The following is a 19,116-nucleotide window of genomic DNA, read 5'->3' on the forward strand; positions in this document are numbered from 1 at the left end:
TGCTTGCAACCATGCTTTCTGCACCTGCACGCGCCCCTTCCGGCGGACAGCCCATTGATCGACCGCCCGCCTTGGCGCAAAACCCGAGGCGCGCGCTTTCCAGGAGAACCCCATGACCCGCATCGTCCATGTCAACGGCCGCTACCTGCCCGAGGACCAGGCCACCGTCTCGATCTTCGACCGGGGCTTCCTCATGGCCGACGGGGTCTACGAGGTCGTCAGCGTGCTGGACGGCCGCCTGCTGGACTTTGAGGGCCACATGAAGCGGCTGTCGCGCTCGCTGGACGAACTAGGCATGACCCACCCGATGACCGACGAGGAATGGCTCGAGGCGCACCGCCGCCTGATCGCGGAAAACGACATCACCGACGGGCTGGTCTACCTGCAGGTCACGCGCGGCAATCCCGGCGACCGCGACTTCGCCTATCCGCCCAAGGACACGCCGCCGACGGTGGTGATGTTCACGCAATCCAAGCCCGGACTGGCCGAGAACCCGCAGGCGGACAGCGGGCTGCGCATCTGCACCCTGCCCGACCTGCGCTGGGCGCGCCGGGACATCAAGACGGTGCAGCTGCTTTACCCGTCCATGGCCAAGATGGAGGCCAAGGCCCGCGGCTGCGACGACGCCTGGATGGTCGAGGACGGGCTGGTGACCGAGGGTACTTCGAACAACGCCTATATCGTCAAGGACGGCACCATCGTCACCCGCCAGCTGTCCAGCGACATCCTGCACGGGATCACCCGCGCCTCGGTCCTGCGGCTGGCGCAAGAGGCGCAACTGGCCGTCGAGGAGCGCAGCTTTACCGTGGAGGAAGCCAGGGCCGCCGACGAGGCCTTTGTCACCTCGGCCTCGGCCTTCGTGATGCCGGTCGTGGCCATCGACGAAGCGACCGTGGGCACCGGCGCCCCCGGTCCCGTCGCGCGGCGCCTGCGCGAGATCTACCTGGACGAAATGCGCCGCACGGCCATCTGAAAATCCAAAGGCCCGCCAATCCGGCGGGCCTTTTCGTCAAGGGGTCCTGGTAATCAGCTGACGCTTACAGGGCCGCCGGGACCAACGGTTCCCCCAACCGTGGAACCGCCAGGCCCGCCCACGACAGATCCTACCACGGCGCCCGTTGTGCTGGTCTGGGCCACGAGATCGATGTTCCCGACCTCGTCCGCATCGGTGTCCTGCAGCACGGCCACGACCCGGCCGTCCACCACCAGGTGGGCGTCCGCGCCGGACTGGACGACATCCACCTCGGGCGGGTTGTCGGGGCTGCCGATATAGTTGACCACGATTTCGTCGTCGTCGCGGTTCCAGTCCACGATCCGCGCGGCGCTTTCCAGGTCCGCGTCCATGACAAAGCGGTCGTCGCCGTCGCCGCCGTCCCCGGTGTCGCCCGCGCCCAGCGTCAGTTCGTCGTCGCCCTCGCCGCCGTAAAGCATGTCGACCACCGAGGGGTCGCCCGAGCCGCCGTCATGAGCGGCCAGCGTGTCGTCGCCCTCCCCGCCGCGCAGCGTCACCTGCCCGCCATTGGCCGTCAGCAGGTCGTCGCCTTCCTCGTCATCGTCGGAATCGTCGCCCCAGACCTCGTGGTTGCCGCCATTGACGGTGATGGTGTCGTCGCCGCTGCCGCCCTCGATCCAGTCGTTGCCCTCGTCGATGCCGCTGCCGGGCGCGCCATAGACGTCATCGCCCGAACCCAGGAAGACGCGGTCGTCGCCCGCGTCGGCGATCACCGAATCTTCGCCCGTGCCGGCGTAGATCCAGTCGTCGCCCGCGCCGCCGTCGATCGTGTCGCGCCCCTCGAAGCCGCGGATGATCTCGGCCCCGTCGGTGCCCGTGATCTCCTCGCTGTCGTCCTCGCCATCGATGATCGGCAGGTCGGGGATGTCCTCGCCCGTGTCGAATTCCTCGTCGTCGTCGTCGCTGGACATGAGGCTGCCCAGCGCGGCGATCCCCAGCGCCCCAAGCAGCAGCAGATACATCTGACTCATCCGATCACCCCCTTCTTTTGTCCCTCAATGCCCCAGAATCTGGCTGAGGAACAGCTTGGTGCGATCGGACTTCGGATTGTTGAAGAACTCCTGTGGCGTGTTCTCCTCGACGATCTGGCCCTGGTCCATGAAGATCACCCGGTGCGCCACGGCCTGGGCGAAGCCCATCTCGTGCGTGACGCAGATCATCGTCATGCCGCCCTCGGCCAGTTCGATCATGGTGTCCAGGACCTCCTTGATCATCTCGGGGTCCAGCGCGCTGGTGGGTTCATCGAAGAGCATGATCTTGGGCTTCATGCAGAGCGAGCGGGCGATGGCCACGCGCTGCTGCTGGCCGCCCGACAGCTGCCCCGGATACTTGTGCGCCTGGTCGGGGATGCGGACCTCGCGCAGGAAATGCATGGCCGTCTCCTCGGCCTCGCGCCGGGGAATCTTGCGGACCCAGATCGGGGCCAGGGTGCAGTTCTCCAGCACGGTCAGGTGCGGAAACAGGTTGAAGTGCTGGAACACCATCCCGACCTCGGACCGGATCTTGTCGATGTTCTTGATGTCGTTGGTCAGCTCGATCCCGTCCACGGTGATGCGGCCGGACTGGTGTTCCTCGAGCTGGTTGATGCAGCGGATCAGCGTCGATTTCCCCGAGCCCGAAGGCCCGGCGATCACGATCCGCTCGCCCCGGCGCACGGTCAGGTCGATGTCGCGCAGCACGTGGAAGCTGCCGTACCACTTGTTCAGCTTCTCGATGCGGACGGCGATCTCGGATCCCATCGCGGGGGCCGGCCGAGGTTGGGTGTTCAGGTCGGTCATGTCAGCCCCTCAGCGGTGGTCGGTCTTGAGCCGCCGTTCCAGGTACATCGCGTACCGGGACATGGCGAAGCACAGGATGAAGAAGATGGCGCCGGTGAAGACGTAAGGTTCCCAGTAGGCGCCCTTCCAGGCGAAGGTCGCGCGAATGGTGTCGGCCATCTGCTTGAGGGGGTCGAAAAGGCCCACGAAGGTGACCAGCGTGGTGTCCTTGAAGACCCCGATGAAGGTGCCGACGATGCCGGGGATCGAGATCTTCAGCGCCTGCGGCAGGATGATCAGCCGCTGCGCCTGCCAGTAGGTCAGCCCTAGCGAATCCGCGCCCTCGTACTGTCCGCGCGGCAGGGCAGCGAGACCGCCGCGGATCACCTCGGCCATGTAGGCGGCCGCGAACAGCGTCACCATGATGATGACCCGCAGGATGATGTCGAAATTCGTGCCCGGCGGCAGGAAGTAGTTCAGCAGGATCGAGGCCACGAAAAGCAGCGTGATCAGCGGCACGCCGCGGATGAACTCGATGAACATGACGGCCAGCGTCCGCACCACAGGCAGGTTCGACTGCCGCGCGAGCGCCAGGATGATGCCCAGAGGCAGCGACATGACAATGCCCGAAACGCCGATGGTCAGCGCCAGAAGGAAGCCACCGAAAGACCGCGATTCGACCGGCACCAGCGCCAGCGGCATCAGCCCCTGCAGGTCGGCCGCAACGCGCGGCCCAAGCGCCGCCCACCACCAGACGGCCGCCGCGACGCCCAGGGCAAGCCCCAGCAGTCCCACGCCGAGGCGCGCGCCCAGGCGCCAGACCACCAGCGCCAGGGCGAAGCCTGCCAATACGGCGATCGGGCTCCAGATCGAACCGCCCCACAGCATCCAGACGGCAAGGAAGGGATAAAGGACGCTGAAGGCCAGCGCCCGGCGCGGCGCGTATTCGATCAGAGCCGCCAGCGCCACGAAGCCTGCGCCCACGGCCAGCAGCACGCGATCGGGCGCACCCAGCGCCACGCAGGCGGCGAAGCTTGTGACCGCGCTGACCGCCAGCACCGTCCAGCGCAGGCGGCGGCTTTCGGAAAACAGGATCGGCGCCACCGCGAACATCATCAGCCCGAAGACGGCGGTCGGGCGCCAGTAATGCTCGGCCGGGTAGAAGCCGAAGATGAACTGGTTCCAGCGCTCGCGGATGATGGCGAAGCAGGCCCCCGTCGTGCCCTCGCCGTGACGCTCGGCGATGATCTGGCGGCATTCGCCGATGCTGGAGGCGTTCCAGACCGCATGGGCGAACCAGGGCCACAGGTGCGACACAATCCCCCAGACGGCGGCCAGCCCGGCCAGCGTCAGCAGGATGTTCAGCGGCCCCGAAAACAGGTTCTCGCGCAGCCACAGCACCACGCCTGACTGCCGTGCGGGCGGGGCCGCGGACGGCAGCATCGTGTCGCGGACGAAGGGAACGGTTTCGGCATGGACCTCGCTCATCTCAGCGCTCCTTCAGCCGGACACGGGAATTGTAAAGGTTCATGACCGCCGAGACGATCAGGCTGATGGCAAGGTAGATGCCCATCATCAGGATCATCGACTCCATCTCGCGCCCCGTCTGGTTCAGCGTCGTGCCGCCCAGCGTCGCCCGCAGGTCGGGATAGCCGACCGCGATCGCCAGCGAACTGTTCTTGGTCAGGTTCAGGAACTGCGAGATCAGCGGCGGGATGATGACCCGCAGCGCCTGCGGCAGCACCACCAGCGCCATGATGGGGCGCGGGCGCAAGCCCAGGGCGGCAGCGGCCTCGGTCTGGCCGCGGCTGACGGCCAGGATGCCCGCGCGGACGATCTCGGCGATGAAGGCGCCGGTATAAAGCGACAACGCCAGCAGCAGCACCACGAAGCCGTTGTCGAGGTTCATGCCGCCCGCGAAGTTGAAGCCCCGCAGCTCCGGCGCGACCAGATGGATGCCGAAAAGCTGCATCAGCCCCAGGATCGGCAGCAGGTACAGCAGGACCGAGATCCACCAGGTCGTCGGCCGCCGCCCGGTGCTGTCCTGCCGTTCCTGCGCCCAGGCGCGCAGCCAGAGATGGATCATCCAAGCGGCCAGCAGCGCCAGGGCGAAGGCCACCACCATCGCGTCGATCTGCAGCCCCAGCACCGTCACGGGGCCGGGATCATGTTCCGCCACGATGGCGGGGACGGCGGTATAGCGGTTGGTGGGGGCGATGCCGCCGAACAGGATCATCTCGGCGCCGGCGGTCCCGTCCTCGGCCACGCGATAGTCGCGGGGGGCGGGCATCACCTCGGTGAACAGCGCGAGGATCACCAGGATCCACAGCAGCAGGGGCACGTTGCGGAAGATCTCGACATAGACCGTCATCAGCCGTGCCACGAGCCAGTTCCGCGACAGGCGCAGCACGCCCGCGAAAACGCCCAGGATCGTGGCGAAAAGGCAGCCCAGCGCCGACACCAGCAGTGTGTTCAGAAGCCCCACCATCGCCGCGCGCAGGTGGGTCGAGTTCGAATCGTAGGGGATCAGGCTGAAGGGGATGTCATAGCCCGAGCGATTGGTCAGAAAGCCGAAGTCGAAGGTCTTGCCCATGCGGGCGAGGTTCTGAACCGTGTTGTTCACCAGCCAGGACGCGACCGACATGACAAGGATGAAGACCAGCGCCTGGATCAGCAGGGCGCGGTAATGGCGGTCGTGGATCAGCATGGACAGCCGGAACGGCTGCCCTGCCCCGGGTGCAGGCGCCATGAGCGTGTTTCTCCCAGTTGGGCCGGGCGGATCTTCCGTCCACCTCGGCCGGGCCGTGTCGTTCAGCCGGAACGAAGCGCCCCGCCGCGCAGGTCAGCGGGGCGGGGCGTCAGGGTTCTCAGCGGAAGGGCATCGCGTACATCAGGCCGCCCTGGGTCCACAGCGCGTTCAGCCCGCGCGGCAGCCCGATGGGGGTCTGCTCGCCGATGTTGGCGGCGAAGATCTCGCCGTAGTTGCCCGAGGCGGCGATGGCGCGCTTGGCCCATTCCTTGTCCAGCCCCAGCATCGCGCCGTAGTCGTCGGTCGCGCCCAGCATCCGCTGCACGTCCGGGTTGGTCGAAGAGCGCGACAACTCGTCGAGGTTGGCCGAGGTGACGCCGTATTCCTCGGCCGAGATCAGCGCGTAAAGCGTCCAGCGGACGATGTCGGTCCAGTTGTTGTCGCCATGGCGGGTGGCGGGGGCCAGCGGCTCCTTCGAGATGATCTCGGGCAGGATGACGTGGTTGTCGGGATCGGCGAAGGCCGCGCGCGTCGCCGCAAGGCCCGAGGCGTCGGTGGTGTAGGCGTCGCAGGCGCCCGCCATGTACTGCTGCTCGCCTTCGGCGTTCGAATCGATGTTGACCGGCTGGTAGGTCATGTTGTTGGCCTTGAACCAGTCGGCGAGGTTCAGTTCCGTCGAGGTGCCGGTCTGGATGCAGATGGTCGCGCCGTCCAGTTCCGTGGCCGAGCTCACGCCCAGGTCCTTGCGGACCATGAAGCCCTGCCCGTCGTAGTAATTGACGCCCGCGAAATCCATCTTGAGGTCGGTGTCGCGCTGGAAGGTCCAGGTCGAGTTCCGGGCCAGCAGGTCCACCTCGCCCGAGGTCAGCGCGGTGAAGCGGGTCTGCCCGGTGGTGGGCACGTATTTCACCTTGGAGGGATCGCCCAGCACGGCGGCGGCGACCGCCTTGCAGACGGCGATGTCGAAGCCCGACCAGTTGCCGTTCGCATCCGGCGCGGCAAAGCCGACAAGGCCGGTGTTCACGCCGCAGTTCAGCACGCCGCGCTGCTTGACCTGCGCGAGGGTGTCCCCCTCGGCCGCAAGCGCCACGCCCGCGGTCAGCGCCGAAGCCGCCACCGTGGCCAGGAAAGCCGTATAACGCATGAAAGTCCTCTCTGCTGTCGGCCGGATCTGCGCCCGGCGCGGTTCCGCGGGTCGGCGCCCCGGCCCGGCCCTGGGCCGCACCTCGGCGCGCCCCGCCTGACCCTCATACTGCCGGTCGGATCGCGTCCGTCAAGCGTCAGGCTCGGCCGCGCTTTCGGACCCCGCGTCCGCAGGGGCGAGTAGCGCGAGCAGCCGCGCGGCGTTGCACAGGGCCTGCAGCCGGTCCCCGGCGGCGAGGTCGGCTTCCTCGTCGCGGCCCCAGATCTCGGCCTGGTGCTCCTCGTCGATGCGCGACAGGCGATGCGCGGCCTCGGCGTCCAGCCGGCCTTCCAGCACGGCCAGCCCCAGCACCAGCGAGCCGGACAGCGTCACCAGGTCATGCAGCGCGGTCAGCTGCCAAGGCGTCAGCCCACCCAGCCGCGCCCGCAGCCGATCCAGCGCGGCCTGTTCCTGCGTGACCGGGATCACCCCCTGCGTGACCCGCAGAGCGGCTCCCAGATCGTGGCGCGCCCAGTCCAGCCAAGGGTTCCACCCCTCGGCCTGGCGCACGACCAGTTCGACCGGGTGTTCGGCGCGATAGCACAGAAGATCGGTGCCGCCGTATTCGGCCAGCATGTCGGCGACGGCGTCGAACTGCGGCGCAACCCGCTCGATGGCCGAGTTCGCGGCGCGCGTAAGAGGCATCGCGCCGGGGTCGATCGCGTCGGCCTGCGCGTCCCATTCGGCGGCCACCGCCTGCGCCAGCGCAAGGGTCGGCATCACAAGGGGCAGCTTGCCCGGGGTGCGGACGGGACGGCCGTCCAGCCGGACCTCATAGCCGCCCTCGACGGCCGCGACCTCGGCCTGCGTCCAGAACCGGCGGGCCTTCCATTCGCTCATGCTGCCCACTCCTCGATCAGATCGGAAAGTTCGGGAAAGTCGCGGGCAACCGCCCGCGCCCCCGCCTGCGCCAGTTCCTCGGCCGGATGATGGCCCCAGGCGACGCCGAAGGACGCGATGCCGGCGTTCCCCGCCATGAGGATGTCGAAGCTGGTGTCGCCGATCATCACGGCACGATCCGCATGGGCGCCGCTGTCGTTCAGGCAGGACAGGATCATCCCCGGCGCGGGCTTCGACGGATGGCCGTCGGCGCAATGGGTGGCGACGAAGTAGCGCCCAAGGTCATGAGCCACGAGCAGCGCGTCCAGCCCACGCCGCGACTTGCCCGTGGCGACCGCCATCAGCAGGTCGTCCCGCGCAGCCAGCCGGTCGAGGCAATCCCGCGCGCCGGGAAACAGGGGCGATTCGCCTTCGCCGCGCGCGGCGCCATAATGGCTGCGATAGCCCTCGACCACGACATGACGCGTCGCCGGGTCATGTCCCGGCAGCAGGGTTTCTACCGCCACCGGCAGCGACAGGCCGACGATGCTGCTGACGGTGCGATCCGGCAGGGGAGCCAGGCCGGCGGCGGCCATGCCGGCCGCCATCGAATCCATGATCATCGCATGGCTATCCACCAGCGTGCCGTCGATGTCCCAGATGACGAGCTTCATTCTTCCTCGAACGGGTCTGCGGGCACGTCGCGTTCCGACCAGCCCAAGGTCTTCCAGGTCCGCGCCATGTGATCCGGCAGGGGCGCGGTCAGGGTGATGCGCTTGCCGGTGATCGGGTGGTCGAAGCTGATCGAGCGCGCGTGCAGGTGCAACTTGCGGCTGATCTCTCCGCCAAGCTGCGCGCCCCAGCCGTCGCCCAGGTTTTCCTGCCCCGAGCCGCCATACTTGCCGTCGCCGATGATCGGGTGGCCCAGTTCCGCCATATGGGCACGCAACTGGTGCGTGCGGCCCGTCACCGGAACAAGCGCAGCCCAGCTGACACGGGTGCCGAGGCTGTCCAGAACAGCGTAATCCGTCGTCGCGCGCTTGGCGCCCTCGGTCTGGTCCACGCGGGCGGGGTGGACGCAGATCATCTTCTCGCCCTCGCCGCCGCGCCCATGACCTGGCGCCTTGACCAGCCCGAAGCGGACCGTGCCCATCTTGGGCGAGGGTACGCCCGCAACGGCGGCCCAGTAGATCTTGCGGGTGGTCCGTGCCCGAAAGGCCTCGGACAGGCGCCGCGCCACCCGGTCGGTGCGCGCCAGCAGCAGGACGCCCGAGGTGTCCTTGTCCAGCCGGTGCACCAGCCTGGGCTTTTCCTTGTAGCCGAACATCAGCGCGGGCGTCAGGCCGTCCACGTGACGCTCGCCCTGCCCCGACCCGCCTTGGCTGGGCAAGCCCGGCGGCTTGTTGATCGCGATGATATGCTCGTCCTTCCACAGGACGGCGGCCTGGATCATCTCGGCATCGGTTTCCCGCAGGCGCGGCGCGGCAGGGGCCGGCGCGGCGTCGGGCAGCGGCGGCACCCGCACCTCCTGTCCCGGCTCGATGCGGGTTGCGGGCTTGACCCGGCCGGCATCGACGCGGATCTGGCCGGTTCGGCACAGCTTTTCGATGGCGATCTGGTTCAGCTGGGGAAAGCGCTTCCGCAGCCAGCGATCAAGCCGCTGCTCGCCCTCTTCCTCGCCCACGCGAAGGATCTGCACGCCACTCATGCCACACGTCCCATGGAAAGCCCCGCCACAAGCGCGGCAAGCGAAAGAATGACGCTGGCGCCGACATAAAGGGCGGCCATGCCCCCCTGCCCCTTCTGCCACAGCGCCACCGCGTCCAGCGAAAAGGCGGAAAAGGTGGTGAAGCCTCCCAGCAGCCCCGTCAGCAGGAACGGCGCCCAGGCGCTGTCCCGTCCCAGGACCGCCACCAGCAGCCCCATGAGGAATGAGCCCGCGAGGTTTACCGTCAGCGTCGCCCAAGGGAAGGCAGGCCCGAACATGCGCGCTGCGCCCAGGTTCACGCCATAGCGCGCCGAGGCGCCGAGGGCGCCGCCCAGCGCCACCTGAAATACCGAAGTCATCATCCCGCTGACCTGTAGGCGGACCCGCGCAAAGTCAACCGCCGCGCTTGAGGCGCTGACTCACGAACCAGTCGAGCCGCTTTTTCAACTCCCGCTCGAATCCCCGCTCGACGGGCGTGTAGAGGACCGGGCGCTTCATGCCCTCGGGGAAATAGTTCTGGCCCGAGAACCCGTCCTCGGCGTCGTGGTCATAGGCATAGCCCGCGCCATAGCCCTGGTTCTTCATCAGCGCGGTCGGCGCGTTCAGAATATGGGCGGGGGGCATCAGGCTGCCCGTGCGCTTTGCTTCGGCCCGCGCGGCCTTGTAGGCGGCATAGCCCGCGTTCGACTTGGGCGCGAGCGCGAGATAGATTACCGCCTGCGCCAGCGCCAATTCCCCCTCAGGGGAGCCCAGCCGTTCGTAAAGCGCCCAGGCGTCGAGGCAGTGCCGCTGCGCCGCCGGATCGGCCAGCCCGATGTCCTCGACCGCCATGCGGGTGATGCGGCGGGCGAGATAGCGCGGGTCCTCTCCCCCCTCCAGCATCCGCGCAAGCCAGTAGAGCGCGGCATCCGGGTCCGAGCCGCGGACGGATTTGTGCAGGGCCGAGATCAGGTTGTAATGCTCGTCGCCCGACTTGTCGTATTTCGCGGCCCGCCTCATGAGGCGGCGCGACAGCTCATCGGGACCGAGGGGACGCTCGACCTTCCAGGCCATGACCTGCTCGATCAGGTTCAGCGCGGCGCGACCATCGCCGTCCGCCATGGTCAGCAGCGCCTCGCGCGCCTCTCCGGTCAGGGGCAGCGCCCGGCCCATCTCGCGCTCGGCCCGCTGGGCGAGCAGTTCGAGGTCTGAAAGCTCGAGCCGCTTCAGCACGATCACCTGCGCGCGGCTGAGAAGGGCGGCGTTCAGTTCGAAGGAGGGATTCTCGGTCGTGGCGCCCACCAGAAGGATGGTGCCGTCCTCCATATGCGGCAGGAAGCTGTCTTGCTGCGCCTTGTTGAAACGGTGGATCTCGTCCACGAACAGCAGCGTTCCCCGGCCCCGGCGGTGCAGCATCCGGGCGGTGTCGAAAACCTTCCGCAGTTCGGCGACACCCGAGAAGATCGCCGAGATCTGCACGAAATCCCGGTCGGTCTGGTCCGCCAGCAGTCGCGCGATGGTGGTCTTGCCAACCCCCGGTGGCCCCCAGAGGATCAGCGACGACAGGCTGCCTGCCGCCAGCATCGCCCCCAGAGGGCCGTCCGGGCCCAGCACCTCGCCCTGGCCGATGACATCGGCCAGCCGCCGCGGGCGGATGCGGTCCGCCAGCGGCCGATGCGCCGAGGGCGCGGTGCCGGGCTCGGGATTGTCGGGCATGAGATTGTCGAAAAGATCGGCCATGGCGGGCAGATTACGCTGCCCGCCACGCGGTGGGTATCCCCCACCCCTGCCGGGGCATCAGTGCATCTTCGGAACAAGGTTGATCGACACGCACTGGTTTTCTTCGCCTTCAATCAACATGACCCGGCCGATCGCCTCGGCATCGAGCCCGCAGCGCCCGTACCAGCGCGGCCAGGTGGCGCCGGTCAGGGCGATCAGCCGCGTGGCGCCCAGTTCGCGCGCCGTCTTCGTCATGGCGCCGGCCATGGCCATGTGGACCTTGCGGCGGATCGCCATGGGGGTCGAATGGTTGACGAAGACTCGGGTGCATTCCCACACCTGCGGATCGACGGGGGCTTCTTCATACAGTAGGTCCTGCGGGATCGTTCCCCCGAGGACACCCCGCTGCGCGTCGCGGATCATGTAGGAATAAACACCGCACTGCGCCGTGGTGGGCGTCAGGCGGAAGCCACCCAGCACCTGGTCGGCACCGTCGTGGACCGCAACCCAGCGGCTGGCAGGGGTGTCGTACTGATCAAATTCCATTCCATCCGCCTGCGGCAGATCCCAGTTCTTCTGGACGATGAAGCTCTGGCGGCGGGCGCGGAACAGGTTGGCAAACAGTTCGCCGTGGTTGTGAAGATTGCTGAAGGAAAGGGTGGTGGTCTGCATGGTCTTCTCCGTGGGTTGAGGGATTTGGCCCCCCGGAGCGACCGCGGTTGAAGTTTGTCTTGGGCGAGCGTTCCTATAGCAGTCGGTAATCCTTGGCTCGTTGCAGTGCCTCGGCCGTTGTCTTGGCCATCAGCCGTTCGCGGGCCGAGATCAGACGGGCCTTGAACGCACTTTCCGTGATGCCGAGCTTGGCAGCCGCTGCCGCGTGGCGATCGCCCTCCGCGATACATCGAAGGGCCTCTTGCTGAGCCTTCGTCAGGCTCTCCGGCGGCTCGGTGATGTCGTGGAGCCGTCGTACCATCGTCGAGATCGTCTCGATCTCGTCATCCTTGAATTCGCGCGTGCCGTTGGCAAAGCTCGCGATGGTGCGCGACTTGATGGGCCCGCAGGACAGCGTCAGCCCGTAGGTCAGCCCGTGGCTGGCGGCATCCGCCAGGATGCCGAAGGGGTCGGGGATCGGCATGGCCGACCAGCGGACCGCGCCCGTCGTCGAAAACCCCCAGGCGATCGTGGGATCCCGCAGCGCATAGGCGTTGCTGGAATAGCGTTCCGCCCAGGTTTCCGGATAGGTCTGGAACTGCATGATGGGCGCGGCGAAGCGAATGTGCAGGCCGATGTAATAGCCCTTGGGCGCCAGCTTCTGCAGACGGGCCAGGGTGGCGGAAATTTCAGCTCTGGATGACATATCTTTTTAGACAAATTGCAACCAACAAGGTCAACCGAGATTATATGGATGCAAGGCGCCCGACTTGCCACGCACTACTATGGTCTAACGGGTGACTGGTTAGTTTTCGGTAAACGGTGGTGCAAAATAACCCGCGCAGCGGTGCTGCGCGGGTTATTCAATGACGCAACGTCAAGGTGACGTAAAGGGGTGGCCTCAGGCCGGGAAGTCGGCGTCCGCCTCGGCTTCCAGACGGGCGCGGTCGGCGGCGCCCTTGGCCGAGGTGTCGCGGTCAACGAACTCGATGATCGCCATCGGCGCCATGTCGCCATAACGGAAGCCGGCCTTCAGCACGCGGACATAGCCGCCCTGACGGTTGGCATAGCGTGGGCCGAGGATCTCGAACAGGCGGGCGACATGCTGGTCCTGCTTCAGCTGGGCAGCAGCCTGGCGGCGGGCGTGCAGGTCGCCGCGTTTGGCCAGCGTGATCAGCTTCTCGATGATCGGGCGCAGTTCCTTGGCCTTGGGCAGGGTGGTCTTGATCTGCTCGTGCTCGATCAGCGAGCCGGCCATGTTGGCGAACAGCGCCTTGCGGTGTTCGTGGGTGCGGTTCAGGCGGCGGTAGCCACGGGCGTGACGCATGATGATTCTCCGTTTACGTCTTTTGCTTTGTCCGGCAGCCCATGCGTGCGGGCCGCTCTCCTTGGGGCGGGATTGCCCGGTCTTGCGGGGGCACGGGCGTTGCAGCGTTCATGCACGGTTCATGCACAGGCGATGCAGACGCACCCGCGCCCCCGGATCTCTCAGAACTGGTCGTCGAAGCGCTTGGCCAAGTCCTCGATGTTCTCCGGCGGCCAGTCGACCACGTCCATGCCGAGGTGCAGGCCCATGCCCGACAGCACTTCCTTGATCTCGTTCAGCGACTTGCGGCCGAAGTTCGGAGTCCGCAGCATCTCGGCCTCGGTCTTCTGGATCAGGTCGCCGATATAGACGATGTTGTCGTTCTTGAGGCAGTTGGCCGAACGGACCGACAGCTCGAGTTCGTCCACCTTCTTCAGCAGGCGCGGGTCGAACTCCAGGCCGTCCTCGGCGTCCGCGCTGCGGGCCGATTCCGGTTCCTCGAAGTTCACGAAGACCGACAGCTGGTCCTGCAGGATGCGCGCGGCATAGGCCACCGCGTCCTCGGGCGTCAGCGAACCGTCGGTTTCCACGCGCATGGTCAGCTTGTCATAGTCCAGCACCTGGCCCTCGCGGGTGGGCGTGACCTCGTAGGAGACGCGCTTGACCGGCGAGAAGATGGCGTCGATCGGGATCAGGCCGATGGGCGCATCCTCGGGGCGGTTCTTGTCGGCCGCGACATAACCTTTGCCGATGGCAACCGTCAGTTCCATGTTCAGCTCGGCACCCTCGTCGAGGTGGCAGATCACATGGTCGCGGTTCAGCACGGTAATGCCGGCGGTTTCGGTGATCTGGCCGGCCCTGACCTCGCCCGGCCCCTTGGCGGAAAGCGTCAGGCGCTTGGGGCCGTCCACGTCCATGCGGAGCGTGACGCCCTTGAGGTTCAGCACGATGTCGGTCACGTCCTCGCGCACGCCCGGCACAGAGGAGAACTCGTGCAGGACGTTGTCGATCTGCACGCTGGTGATGGCCGCGCCCTGCAGCGAGGACATCAGCACGCGGCGCAGCGCGTTGCCCAGGGTCAGGCCGAAGCCCCGCTCCAGCGGCTCGGCGACCAAGGTGGCCACGCGGGTCGAGTCGCCGCCCGCGCGGATGTCGAGCTGCGCGGGCTTGATCAGCTCGGCCCAATTCTTGTGGATCATGCGATTTCCTCCATTCCTGTTTCCGGCCCCATGACCAGCCGCCGGAAACGCCCGAGGCAAAATGCGAAAGCCGTCCCGCGCCGATCGATGCGGCGCGGGACGGGTCAATGTGGTGTCGTCAGACGCGCCGGCGCTTGGGCGGGCGGACGCCGTTGTGGGCGATCGGCGTCACGTCGCGGATCGCGGTGATGTTGAAGCCGACGGCGGCCAGGGCGCGCAGCGCCGATTCGCGGCCCGAGCCGGGGCCCTGGACCTCGACCTCGATGGTGCGCATGCCGTGTTCCTGGGCCTTCTTGCCCGCATCTTCGGCGGCCATCTGGGCGGCATAGGGGGTCGACTTGCGCGAGCCCTTGAAGCCCATGGTGCCGGCCGAGGACCAGGCGATGGCGTTGCCCTGCACGTCCGAGATCAGGATCTTGGTGTTGTTGAACGACGAGTTCACATGCGCCACGCCGGTGGCGATGTTCTTGCGTTCCTTGCGCTTCATGCGCGTCTTGTCGCGTGCCATGAGTCTCGCCCTCCCTTACTTCTTCTTGCCGGCGATGGGTTTCGCCGGGCCCTTGCGGGTGCGGGCGTTGGTGTGGGTACGCTGGCCGCGCACGGGCAGGCCGCGGCGGTGGCGCAGGCCACGGTAGGAGCCGAGATCCATCAGGCGCTTGATGTTCATCTGCGTCTCGCGGCGCAGGTCGCCTTCGACGGTCAGGTTGGCGTCGATATATTCGCGGATCTGCAGGACTTCGGCGTCCGACAGCTCGTTCACGCGGCGCGCGCGGTCGATGCCGACCGCCTCGCAGATCTGTTCGGCATTCAGCGGGCCGATGCCGTGGATATATTGCAGCGCGATGGGAACGCGCTTCCCGGTCGGGATGTTGACGCCAGCGATACGGGCCAAGTCCGTTCTTCCTTTACGTTGCGCTTCCGTAATCCCGGAAGCTTTTTTCACAACCAATGGCCCGCGGCGTCGTGCCGTCGGGCCATCGCTTCACCCCGAATGGGTGATTCTCGAATGAGATGACTGCGGTTAATGGATCACGGACGGCCCGTCAACCGCCGGCCGATCGCACCTTGCCCGCCGTGCCGGACCCGAGGCCGTCCATGATGGCCGCGACCTGCGTACCCACCTCCTCCATGGAGGCCATGCCGTCCACGGGCGCCAGGGTCTTCTTGGCGTAGTAGTAGCCGACCAGTGGCGAGGTCTTCTTGTAGTACTCCATCAGCCGCGTCTTGAGGCTTTCGGCATTGTCATCCGCCCGGCGGCGCAGGTCGGTCGAGCCGCAGACGTCGCAGCTGCCCTCCTTCGCGGTGGGCTTGGTCCGGTCGTGATAAACCTCGCCGCAGCTGCCGCAGGTGTAGCGGCCGCTGATGCGGTCCACCAGCGCCTCGTCATCGACCCGCATCTCGATCACCGCGTCAATCCTGCGGCCCATGCCCGACAGAAGCTCCTCCAGCGCGTCGGCCTGGGGCAGCGTGCGGGGGAAGCCGTCGAAGATGAAGCCGGGGGCGTCCACCGTGTCCAGCTTCTCGCGGATCAGGCCGATGACGATCTCGTCGGTGACGAGCTGGCCGCGGTCCATGACGTCGGCCACGACGCGGCCCATCTCGGTGCCCGAGCTGCGCGCCTCGCGCAGCATGTCGCCGGTGGACAGCTGGACGAGGCCCCGTTCCTCGACCAGCGTACGGGCTTGGGTGCCCTTGCCCGCACCGGGCGGCCCCAGCAGGATGATGTTGATCGTCACGCGTCCCCCCTTCGTGGCTGATCAGCGGCGGGCGGGCAGGCGACGGGGCTTGGGTTCCCCGGCCTTGCGCTTGCCGCGCAGCTGCGACCGTTCGATCAAAGCCTCATACTGATGGGCAAGCAAGTGGCTTTGGACCTGGTTGATCGTGTCCATCGTCACCGAGACGATGATCAGCACCGAGGTGCCGCCGAAGTAGAAGGGCACCGAGAACCAGTCGCGCACAACCTCGGGCAGAAGGCAGACCAGCGCGAGGTAGAGCGAGCCGATCACCAGCACCCGGTTGACCACGTAGTCGAGGTATTCCTCGGTCCGCTTGCCGGGACGGATGCCGGGAATGAAGCCGCCCTGGTTCTTGAGGTTCTCGGCGACGTCATCCGACTTGAAGGCCACGTTCTGGGTGTAGAAGTAGCTGAAGAAGATGATCATCGCCGCGAAGAACAGCAGATAGAGCGGCTGCCCCGGGCCGAAATAGGCCAGGATCGTGGACATCACGGGCCCGGTCTGGTTGCCCGAGAAGGTCGAGATCGTCACCGGCAAGAGCAGCAGCGAGCTGGCGAAGATCGCGGGGATGACGCCCGCCGGGTTCACCTTCAGCGGCAGGTGGCTCGACTGGCCGTCATAGATCTTCATGCCGACCTGGCGGCGGGGATACTGGATGCGGATCTTGCGCAGCGCGCGTTCCATGAAGACCACGAAGGCCATGACCACGATCACAAGGGCAATGATGCCCAGGATCACCGGCGTCGAGATCGCGCCCGAGCGCCCCTGGGCGAAGAACTGCGCCAGATGGCCGGGGATCTCGGCCAGGATGCCGACATAGATGATGAGGCTGATGCCGTTGCCGATGCCGCGGGCGGTGATCTGCTCGCCCAGCCACATCAGGAACATGGTGCCGCCGACCAGCGTGATGATGACGGCCGCGCGGAAGAACCAGCCCGGATCATGGGCCATGCCGCCCGCTTCCAGGCTGAGCGCAATGCCATAGGCCTGGAACAGCGCCAGGACCACCGTGCCGTAGCGGGTGTACTGGTTGATCTTCTTGCGGCCCTGCTCGCCTTCCTTCTTCAGCTGTTCCAGCGAGGGAACCATCGCCGTCAGAAGCTGCACGATGATCGAGGCCGAGATATAGGGCATGATGCCCAGGGCGAAGACGCCCATGCGGCCCAACGCGCCGCCCGTGAACATCGACAGGATGCCGCCGATGCCGGCCTGCGCCTGCTCCATGAAGGTGCGCAGCGCGCCGCCGTCGATGCCGGGGACCGGGATATAGGTGCCGAGCCGGTAGATGATCAGCAGACCGATGGTGAACCAGATGCGGCTCCGAAGCTCGGTCGCGCGGCCCAGCTGTCCCCAGCTGAGGTTCGCGGCCATCTGTTCTGCGGCTGACGCCATGACTGCCCTCGTCTATCGCCCACCCGCAAAAAGGGGGGACCGGATTTGGCAGCGCCGCCGGACCGTTTCCGGTGCGGCGGCGCCTTTGGAAAAACTCACCGCTATCTAGGCGGCGCGCCGCACCGCTTCAACAGCTTATTCGGCCGCTCACTCGGCGGTGGCGTCGTCCTGCGCGGCCACGGGACGGGTCAGCGTCAGCGAGCCACCGGCAGCCTGCACGGCGGCGGCGGCCGAGCCCGAGGCGCCCGACAGCGTCAGGTTCAGCGCGGTGGTCAGCTGGCCCTTGCCCAGCAGGCGGATGCCGTCGCGCTTGCGCTTGGTGGCGCCGGCCGCGATCAGCGCGTCCTCGTCGATCGAGGCGCCGGCGGTCAGCTTGCCCGCATCGACCATGGCCTGCAGCTGGCCCAGGTTGACCACGGCGAATTCCAGCCGGTTCGGCTTGGTGAAGCCGCGCTTGGGCAGGCGGCGGTACAGCGGCATCTGGCCGCCTTCGTAGCCGTTCAGCGCCACGCCCGAACGCGAGGTCTGACCCTTGATACCACGGCCGGCGGTCTTGCCCTTGCCCGAACCCGGGCCGCGCGCCACGCGCTTCTTCGTGCGGTTCGCGCCTTCGTTGTCGCGCAGTTCATGCAGTTTCATGTCGCTATCTCCCTTGCCGGAAGCACCCCAACAGCGACAAAGGGGCGCACGCGGCGTGATGAATCGAGGAATCGCCGCGAAAACCCCGAAGGGGCGGCGACCGCATGCATCTACAGCCCGCGCGCGCCCGGCGCAAGACCGCGCGCGACCGGGCTGTTCCCGGCGCACGCCTGAGGTATCACGCGCCGTGCGAAGACGGGGGGCGCGATGAACTGGGACGACCTGCGCGTGGTGGCGACGATCAACCGCACCGGCTCGTTCACCCGCGCGGCGGCCCTGCTGGAGGTGGACGAGACGACGATCTCGCGGCGGCTCGCGCGAATCGAGGCGACGCTGGGGGTTACGCTCTTCGCCGCCAGCCACGGGCGGCGCGAGCCGACCGAGGACTGCCGCCGCATCCTGCGCCACCTCGCGGTGATGGAGCAGGCGACCGAGGCGATCGACGCGATCCTGACCGCCCCCAATGCCGCCCAGCGCCGGCTGCGGCTGTCCACCATCGGCGCCATCGCGCATTTCTACTTGGCCCCGGCGCTGCCGGAACTGCTGGAGGCCGAGCCGGAACTGGCGCTGTCCATCGACACCTCGGACCACAATATCGCCATGTCGCGCTGGGAGGCCGACTTCGCCCTGCGCCTCGGGCGCCCGAGCCGGGGCGATTTCACTGTCCGCCGCATCGGCACGCTGCAGTTCGCGCTGGTCCGGCCCAGCGATCCCGGCGCCAGTCCCCTGCTTGCCGCCTATCCAGAGGCGCTGATGGAAACGCCCGAGATGCAGGCGCTGCAATCGCTTCTGGGCAATGTCCGGTCTCGGCTGGAAACCTCGGACCTGGAGCTCACGCGGCGCTTCCTGGCTTCGGGGCGCGGCATCGGCGTCGTGCCGGACCGGCTGGCCCGGTCGCTTGCCGGCAACCCCGCCATCGAGATCGAGCCGCTGGAGGTCACGCGCGATGTCTGGCTGCTGTCGCAGCCGCACCTGCGCGACGATTCCCTCGCCCGGAGCGTGTCCGAATGGTGCACCCGCCAGTTCGCATCCATGCCGCCTCAGTCGAAGGTCTGATCCGGCAGGCTTCTGCCGAGCCGCCGGTCGGGGCCCGGTATGCAAACGAATACAGTAGGTTGGTGGGGTACGACCGCAATCCTGCAGAAACGCAGCCCCCCGCCGCGTAAATACACGTTTACGATGTGCGACCTTACGTCACAGTTGCCCGGGAATTAGGCAGCGGACGGGCATGGAGGACGCCCCCCGCTGCCGGAGAGAGGGAGGGTGC

The 19,116-nt window shown here is 67.2% G+C and carries 21 protein-coding genes; 2 read left to right on the plus strand and 19 right to left on the minus strand.

Annotated elements, in window-relative coordinates; genetic code table 11:
* Positions 1-112 precede the first annotated feature (112 nt).
* A complete protein-coding gene (locus BLQ03_RS01585) occupies positions 113-973 on the plus strand; it encodes a D-amino-acid transaminase (protein WP_090751965.1) in 861 nt (286 codons plus the stop codon).
* 53 nt (positions 974-1,026) lie between these two features.
* On the opposite strand, the gene BLQ03_RS01590 is transcribed toward BLQ03_RS01585, so the two are convergent.
* From BLQ03_RS01590 to rplO, 19 genes are all read right to left on the minus strand, one after another.
* Positions 1,027-1,983 (minus strand): calcium-binding protein, encoded by a 957-nt coding sequence (locus BLQ03_RS01590; protein ID WP_139166597.1) that lies wholly within the window; start codon positions 1,981-1,983, stop codon positions 1,027-1,029.
* Positions 1,984-2,007: 24 nt separating this feature from the next.
* Entirely contained in the window at positions 2,008-2,751 is a 744-nt protein-coding gene (locus BLQ03_RS01595; protein ID WP_217629639.1) for an amino acid ABC transporter ATP-binding protein, read from the minus strand.
* A 48-nt stretch (positions 2,752-2,799) separates the two neighbouring features.
* On the minus strand, positions 2,800-4,257 hold the full coding sequence (locus BLQ03_RS01600) for an amino acid ABC transporter permease (RefSeq protein ID WP_090751971.1): 1,458 nt from the start codon (positions 4,255-4,257) through the stop codon (positions 2,800-2,802).
* A gap of 1 nt (position 4,258) precedes the next feature.
* A complete protein-coding gene (locus BLQ03_RS01605) occupies positions 4,259-5,518 on the minus strand; it encodes an amino acid ABC transporter permease (protein ID WP_245688631.1) in 1,260 nt (419 codons plus the stop codon).
* 118 nt (positions 5,519-5,636) lie between these two features.
* On the minus strand, positions 5,637-6,662 hold the full coding sequence (locus BLQ03_RS01610) for an amino acid ABC transporter substrate-binding protein (protein WP_090751975.1): 1,026 nt from the start codon (positions 6,660-6,662) through the stop codon (positions 5,637-5,639).
* Between the two features lie 129 nt (positions 6,663-6,791).
* Complete coding sequence (locus BLQ03_RS01615; protein WP_090751977.1) at positions 6,792-7,541, minus strand: ATP12 family chaperone protein; 750 nt, start codon at positions 7,539-7,541, stop codon at positions 6,792-6,794.
* On the minus strand, positions 7,538-8,194 hold the full coding sequence (locus BLQ03_RS01620; RefSeq protein ID WP_090751979.1) for an HAD-IA family hydrolase: 657 nt from the start codon (positions 8,192-8,194) through the stop codon (positions 7,538-7,540). The genes BLQ03_RS01615 and BLQ03_RS01620 overlap by 4 nt, the downstream gene beginning before the upstream one ends.
* Entirely contained in the window at positions 8,191-9,228 is a 1,038-nt protein-coding gene (locus tag BLQ03_RS01625; RefSeq protein WP_090751980.1) for an RluA family pseudouridine synthase, read from the minus strand. Before BLQ03_RS01625 ends, BLQ03_RS01620 begins: the two co-directional genes overlap by 4 nt.
* Entirely contained in the window at positions 9,225-9,590 is a 366-nt protein-coding gene (gene crcB, locus BLQ03_RS01630) for a fluoride efflux transporter CrcB (RefSeq protein WP_090751982.1), read from the minus strand. Before crcB ends, BLQ03_RS01625 begins: the two co-directional genes overlap by 4 nt.
* Before the next feature lie 31 nt (positions 9,591-9,621).
* The gene (locus tag BLQ03_RS01635) at positions 9,622-10,947 is read right to left on the minus strand and encodes a replication-associated recombination protein A (protein ID WP_090751985.1); all 1,326 of its coding nucleotides are present in this window, start codon (positions 10,945-10,947) and stop codon (positions 9,622-9,624) included.
* 57 nt (positions 10,948-11,004) lie between these two features.
* Complete coding sequence (locus BLQ03_RS01640) at positions 11,005-11,598, minus strand: acyl-homoserine-lactone synthase (protein WP_090751987.1); 594 nt, start codon at positions 11,596-11,598, stop codon at positions 11,005-11,007.
* A gap of 73 nt (positions 11,599-11,671) precedes the next feature.
* Positions 11,672-12,283: an autoinducer binding domain-containing protein gene (locus BLQ03_RS01645; RefSeq protein WP_090751990.1), complete on the minus strand. Its 612-nt coding sequence runs from the start codon at positions 12,281-12,283 to the stop codon at positions 11,672-11,674.
* 195 nt (positions 12,284-12,478) lie between these two features.
* The gene (gene rplQ / locus BLQ03_RS01650; protein ID WP_090751992.1) at positions 12,479-12,904 is read right to left on the minus strand and encodes a 50S ribosomal protein L17; all 426 of its coding nucleotides are present in this window, start codon (positions 12,902-12,904) and stop codon (positions 12,479-12,481) included.
* Between the two features lie 161 nt (positions 12,905-13,065).
* A complete protein-coding gene (locus tag BLQ03_RS01655; protein ID WP_090751994.1) occupies positions 13,066-14,082 on the minus strand; it encodes a DNA-directed RNA polymerase subunit alpha in 1,017 nt (338 codons plus the stop codon).
* Positions 14,083-14,200: 118 nt separating this feature from the next.
* Positions 14,201-14,590, minus strand: coding sequence for a 30S ribosomal protein S11 (gene rpsK / locus BLQ03_RS01660; protein WP_036704563.1), 390 nt, complete (start codon positions 14,588-14,590; stop codon positions 14,201-14,203).
* Positions 14,591-14,605: 15 nt separating this feature from the next.
* Positions 14,606-14,974: a 30S ribosomal protein S13 gene (gene rpsM, locus BLQ03_RS01665; RefSeq protein WP_090751997.1), complete on the minus strand. Its 369-nt coding sequence runs from the start codon at positions 14,972-14,974 to the stop codon at positions 14,606-14,608.
* Between the two features lie 151 nt (positions 14,975-15,125).
* A complete protein-coding gene (locus BLQ03_RS01670) occupies positions 15,126-15,818 on the minus strand; it encodes an adenylate kinase (protein WP_090752000.1) in 693 nt (230 codons plus the stop codon).
* A gap of 21 nt (positions 15,819-15,839) precedes the next feature.
* Positions 15,840-17,210: a preprotein translocase subunit SecY gene (gene secY, locus BLQ03_RS01675; protein ID WP_090752002.1), complete on the minus strand. Its 1,371-nt coding sequence runs from the start codon at positions 17,208-17,210 to the stop codon at positions 15,840-15,842.
* A 147-nt stretch (positions 17,211-17,357) separates the two neighbouring features.
* Positions 17,358-17,849 (minus strand): 50S ribosomal protein L15, encoded by a 492-nt coding sequence (gene rplO, locus BLQ03_RS01680; protein ID WP_090752004.1) that lies wholly within the window; start codon positions 17,847-17,849, stop codon positions 17,358-17,360.
* Between the two features lie 207 nt (positions 17,850-18,056).
* On the opposite strand from rplO, the gene BLQ03_RS01685 reads away from it, so the two are divergent.
* A complete protein-coding gene (locus BLQ03_RS01685) occupies positions 18,057-18,905 on the plus strand; it encodes a LysR family transcriptional regulator (RefSeq protein ID WP_090752007.1) in 849 nt (282 codons plus the stop codon).
* Positions 18,906-19,116 lie beyond the last annotated feature (211 nt).

Origin of the sequence: Paracoccus chinensis (assembly GCF_900102885.1) — a bacterium.
In the GTDB taxonomy this organism is placed as follows: domain Bacteria; phylum Pseudomonadota; class Alphaproteobacteria; order Rhodobacterales; family Rhodobacteraceae; genus Paracoccus; species Paracoccus chinensis.

Excerpts from the sequence above, each read along its gene's own strand:
- BLQ03_RS01615 (WP_090751977.1), bottom strand. The coding sequence starts at position 7,541 with ATGAGCGAATGGAAGGCCCGCCGGTTCTGGACGCAGGCCGAGGTCGCG.
- rplQ (WP_090751992.1), bottom strand. The coding sequence starts at position 12,904 with ATGCGTCACGCCCGTGGCTACCGCCGCCTGAACCGCACCCACGAACAC.
- crcB (WP_090751982.1), bottom strand. The coding sequence starts at position 9,590 with ATGATGACTTCGGTATTTCAGGTGGCGCTGGGCGGCGCCCTCGGCGCC.
- BLQ03_RS01585 (WP_090751965.1), top strand. The coding sequence starts at position 113 with ATGACCCGCATCGTCCATGTCAACGGCCGCTACCTGCCCGAGGACCAG.
- BLQ03_RS01685 (WP_090752007.1), top strand. The coding sequence starts at position 18,057 with ATGAACTGGGACGACCTGCGCGTGGTGGCGACGATCAACCGCACCGGC.
- rplO (WP_090752004.1), bottom strand. The coding sequence starts at position 17,849 with ATGAAACTGCATGAACTGCGCGACAACGAAGGCGCGAACCGCACGAAG.
- BLQ03_RS01640 (WP_090751987.1), bottom strand. The coding sequence starts at position 11,598 with ATGCAGACCACCACCCTTTCCTTCAGCAATCTTCACAACCACGGCGAA.
- secY (WP_090752002.1), bottom strand. The coding sequence starts at position 17,210 with ATGGCGTCAGCCGCAGAACAGATGGCCGCGAACCTCAGCTGGGGACAG.
- BLQ03_RS01590 (WP_139166597.1), bottom strand. The coding sequence starts at position 1,983 with ATGAGTCAGATGTATCTGCTGCTGCTTGGGGCGCTGGGGATCGCCGCG.
- BLQ03_RS01600 (WP_090751971.1), bottom strand. The coding sequence starts at position 4,257 with ATGAGCGAGGTCCATGCCGAAACCGTTCCCTTCGTCCGCGACACGATG.
- rpsK (WP_036704563.1), bottom strand. The coding sequence starts at position 14,590 with ATGGCACGCGACAAGACGCGCATGAAGCGCAAGGAACGCAAGAACATC.
- BLQ03_RS01645 (WP_090751990.1), bottom strand. The coding sequence starts at position 12,283 with ATGTCATCCAGAGCTGAAATTTCCGCCACCCTGGCCCGTCTGCAGAAG.
- BLQ03_RS01635 (WP_090751985.1), bottom strand. The coding sequence starts at position 10,947 with ATGGCCGATCTTTTCGACAATCTCATGCCCGACAATCCCGAGCCCGGC.
- BLQ03_RS01625 (WP_090751980.1), bottom strand. The coding sequence starts at position 9,228 with ATGAGTGGCGTGCAGATCCTTCGCGTGGGCGAGGAAGAGGGCGAGCAG.
- BLQ03_RS01605 (WP_245688631.1), bottom strand. The coding sequence starts at position 5,518 with ATGGCGCCTGCACCCGGGGCAGGGCAGCCGTTCCGGCTGTCCATGCTG.
- BLQ03_RS01595 (WP_217629639.1), bottom strand. The coding sequence starts at position 2,751 with ATGGGATCCGAGATCGCCGTCCGCATCGAGAAGCTGAACAAGTGGTAC.
- BLQ03_RS01610 (WP_090751975.1), bottom strand. The coding sequence starts at position 6,662 with ATGCGTTATACGGCTTTCCTGGCCACGGTGGCGGCTTCGGCGCTGACC.
- BLQ03_RS01620 (WP_090751979.1), bottom strand. The coding sequence starts at position 8,194 with ATGAAGCTCGTCATCTGGGACATCGACGGCACGCTGGTGGATAGCCAT.
- BLQ03_RS01655 (WP_090751994.1), bottom strand. The coding sequence starts at position 14,082 with ATGATCCACAAGAATTGGGCCGAGCTGATCAAGCCCGCGCAGCTCGAC.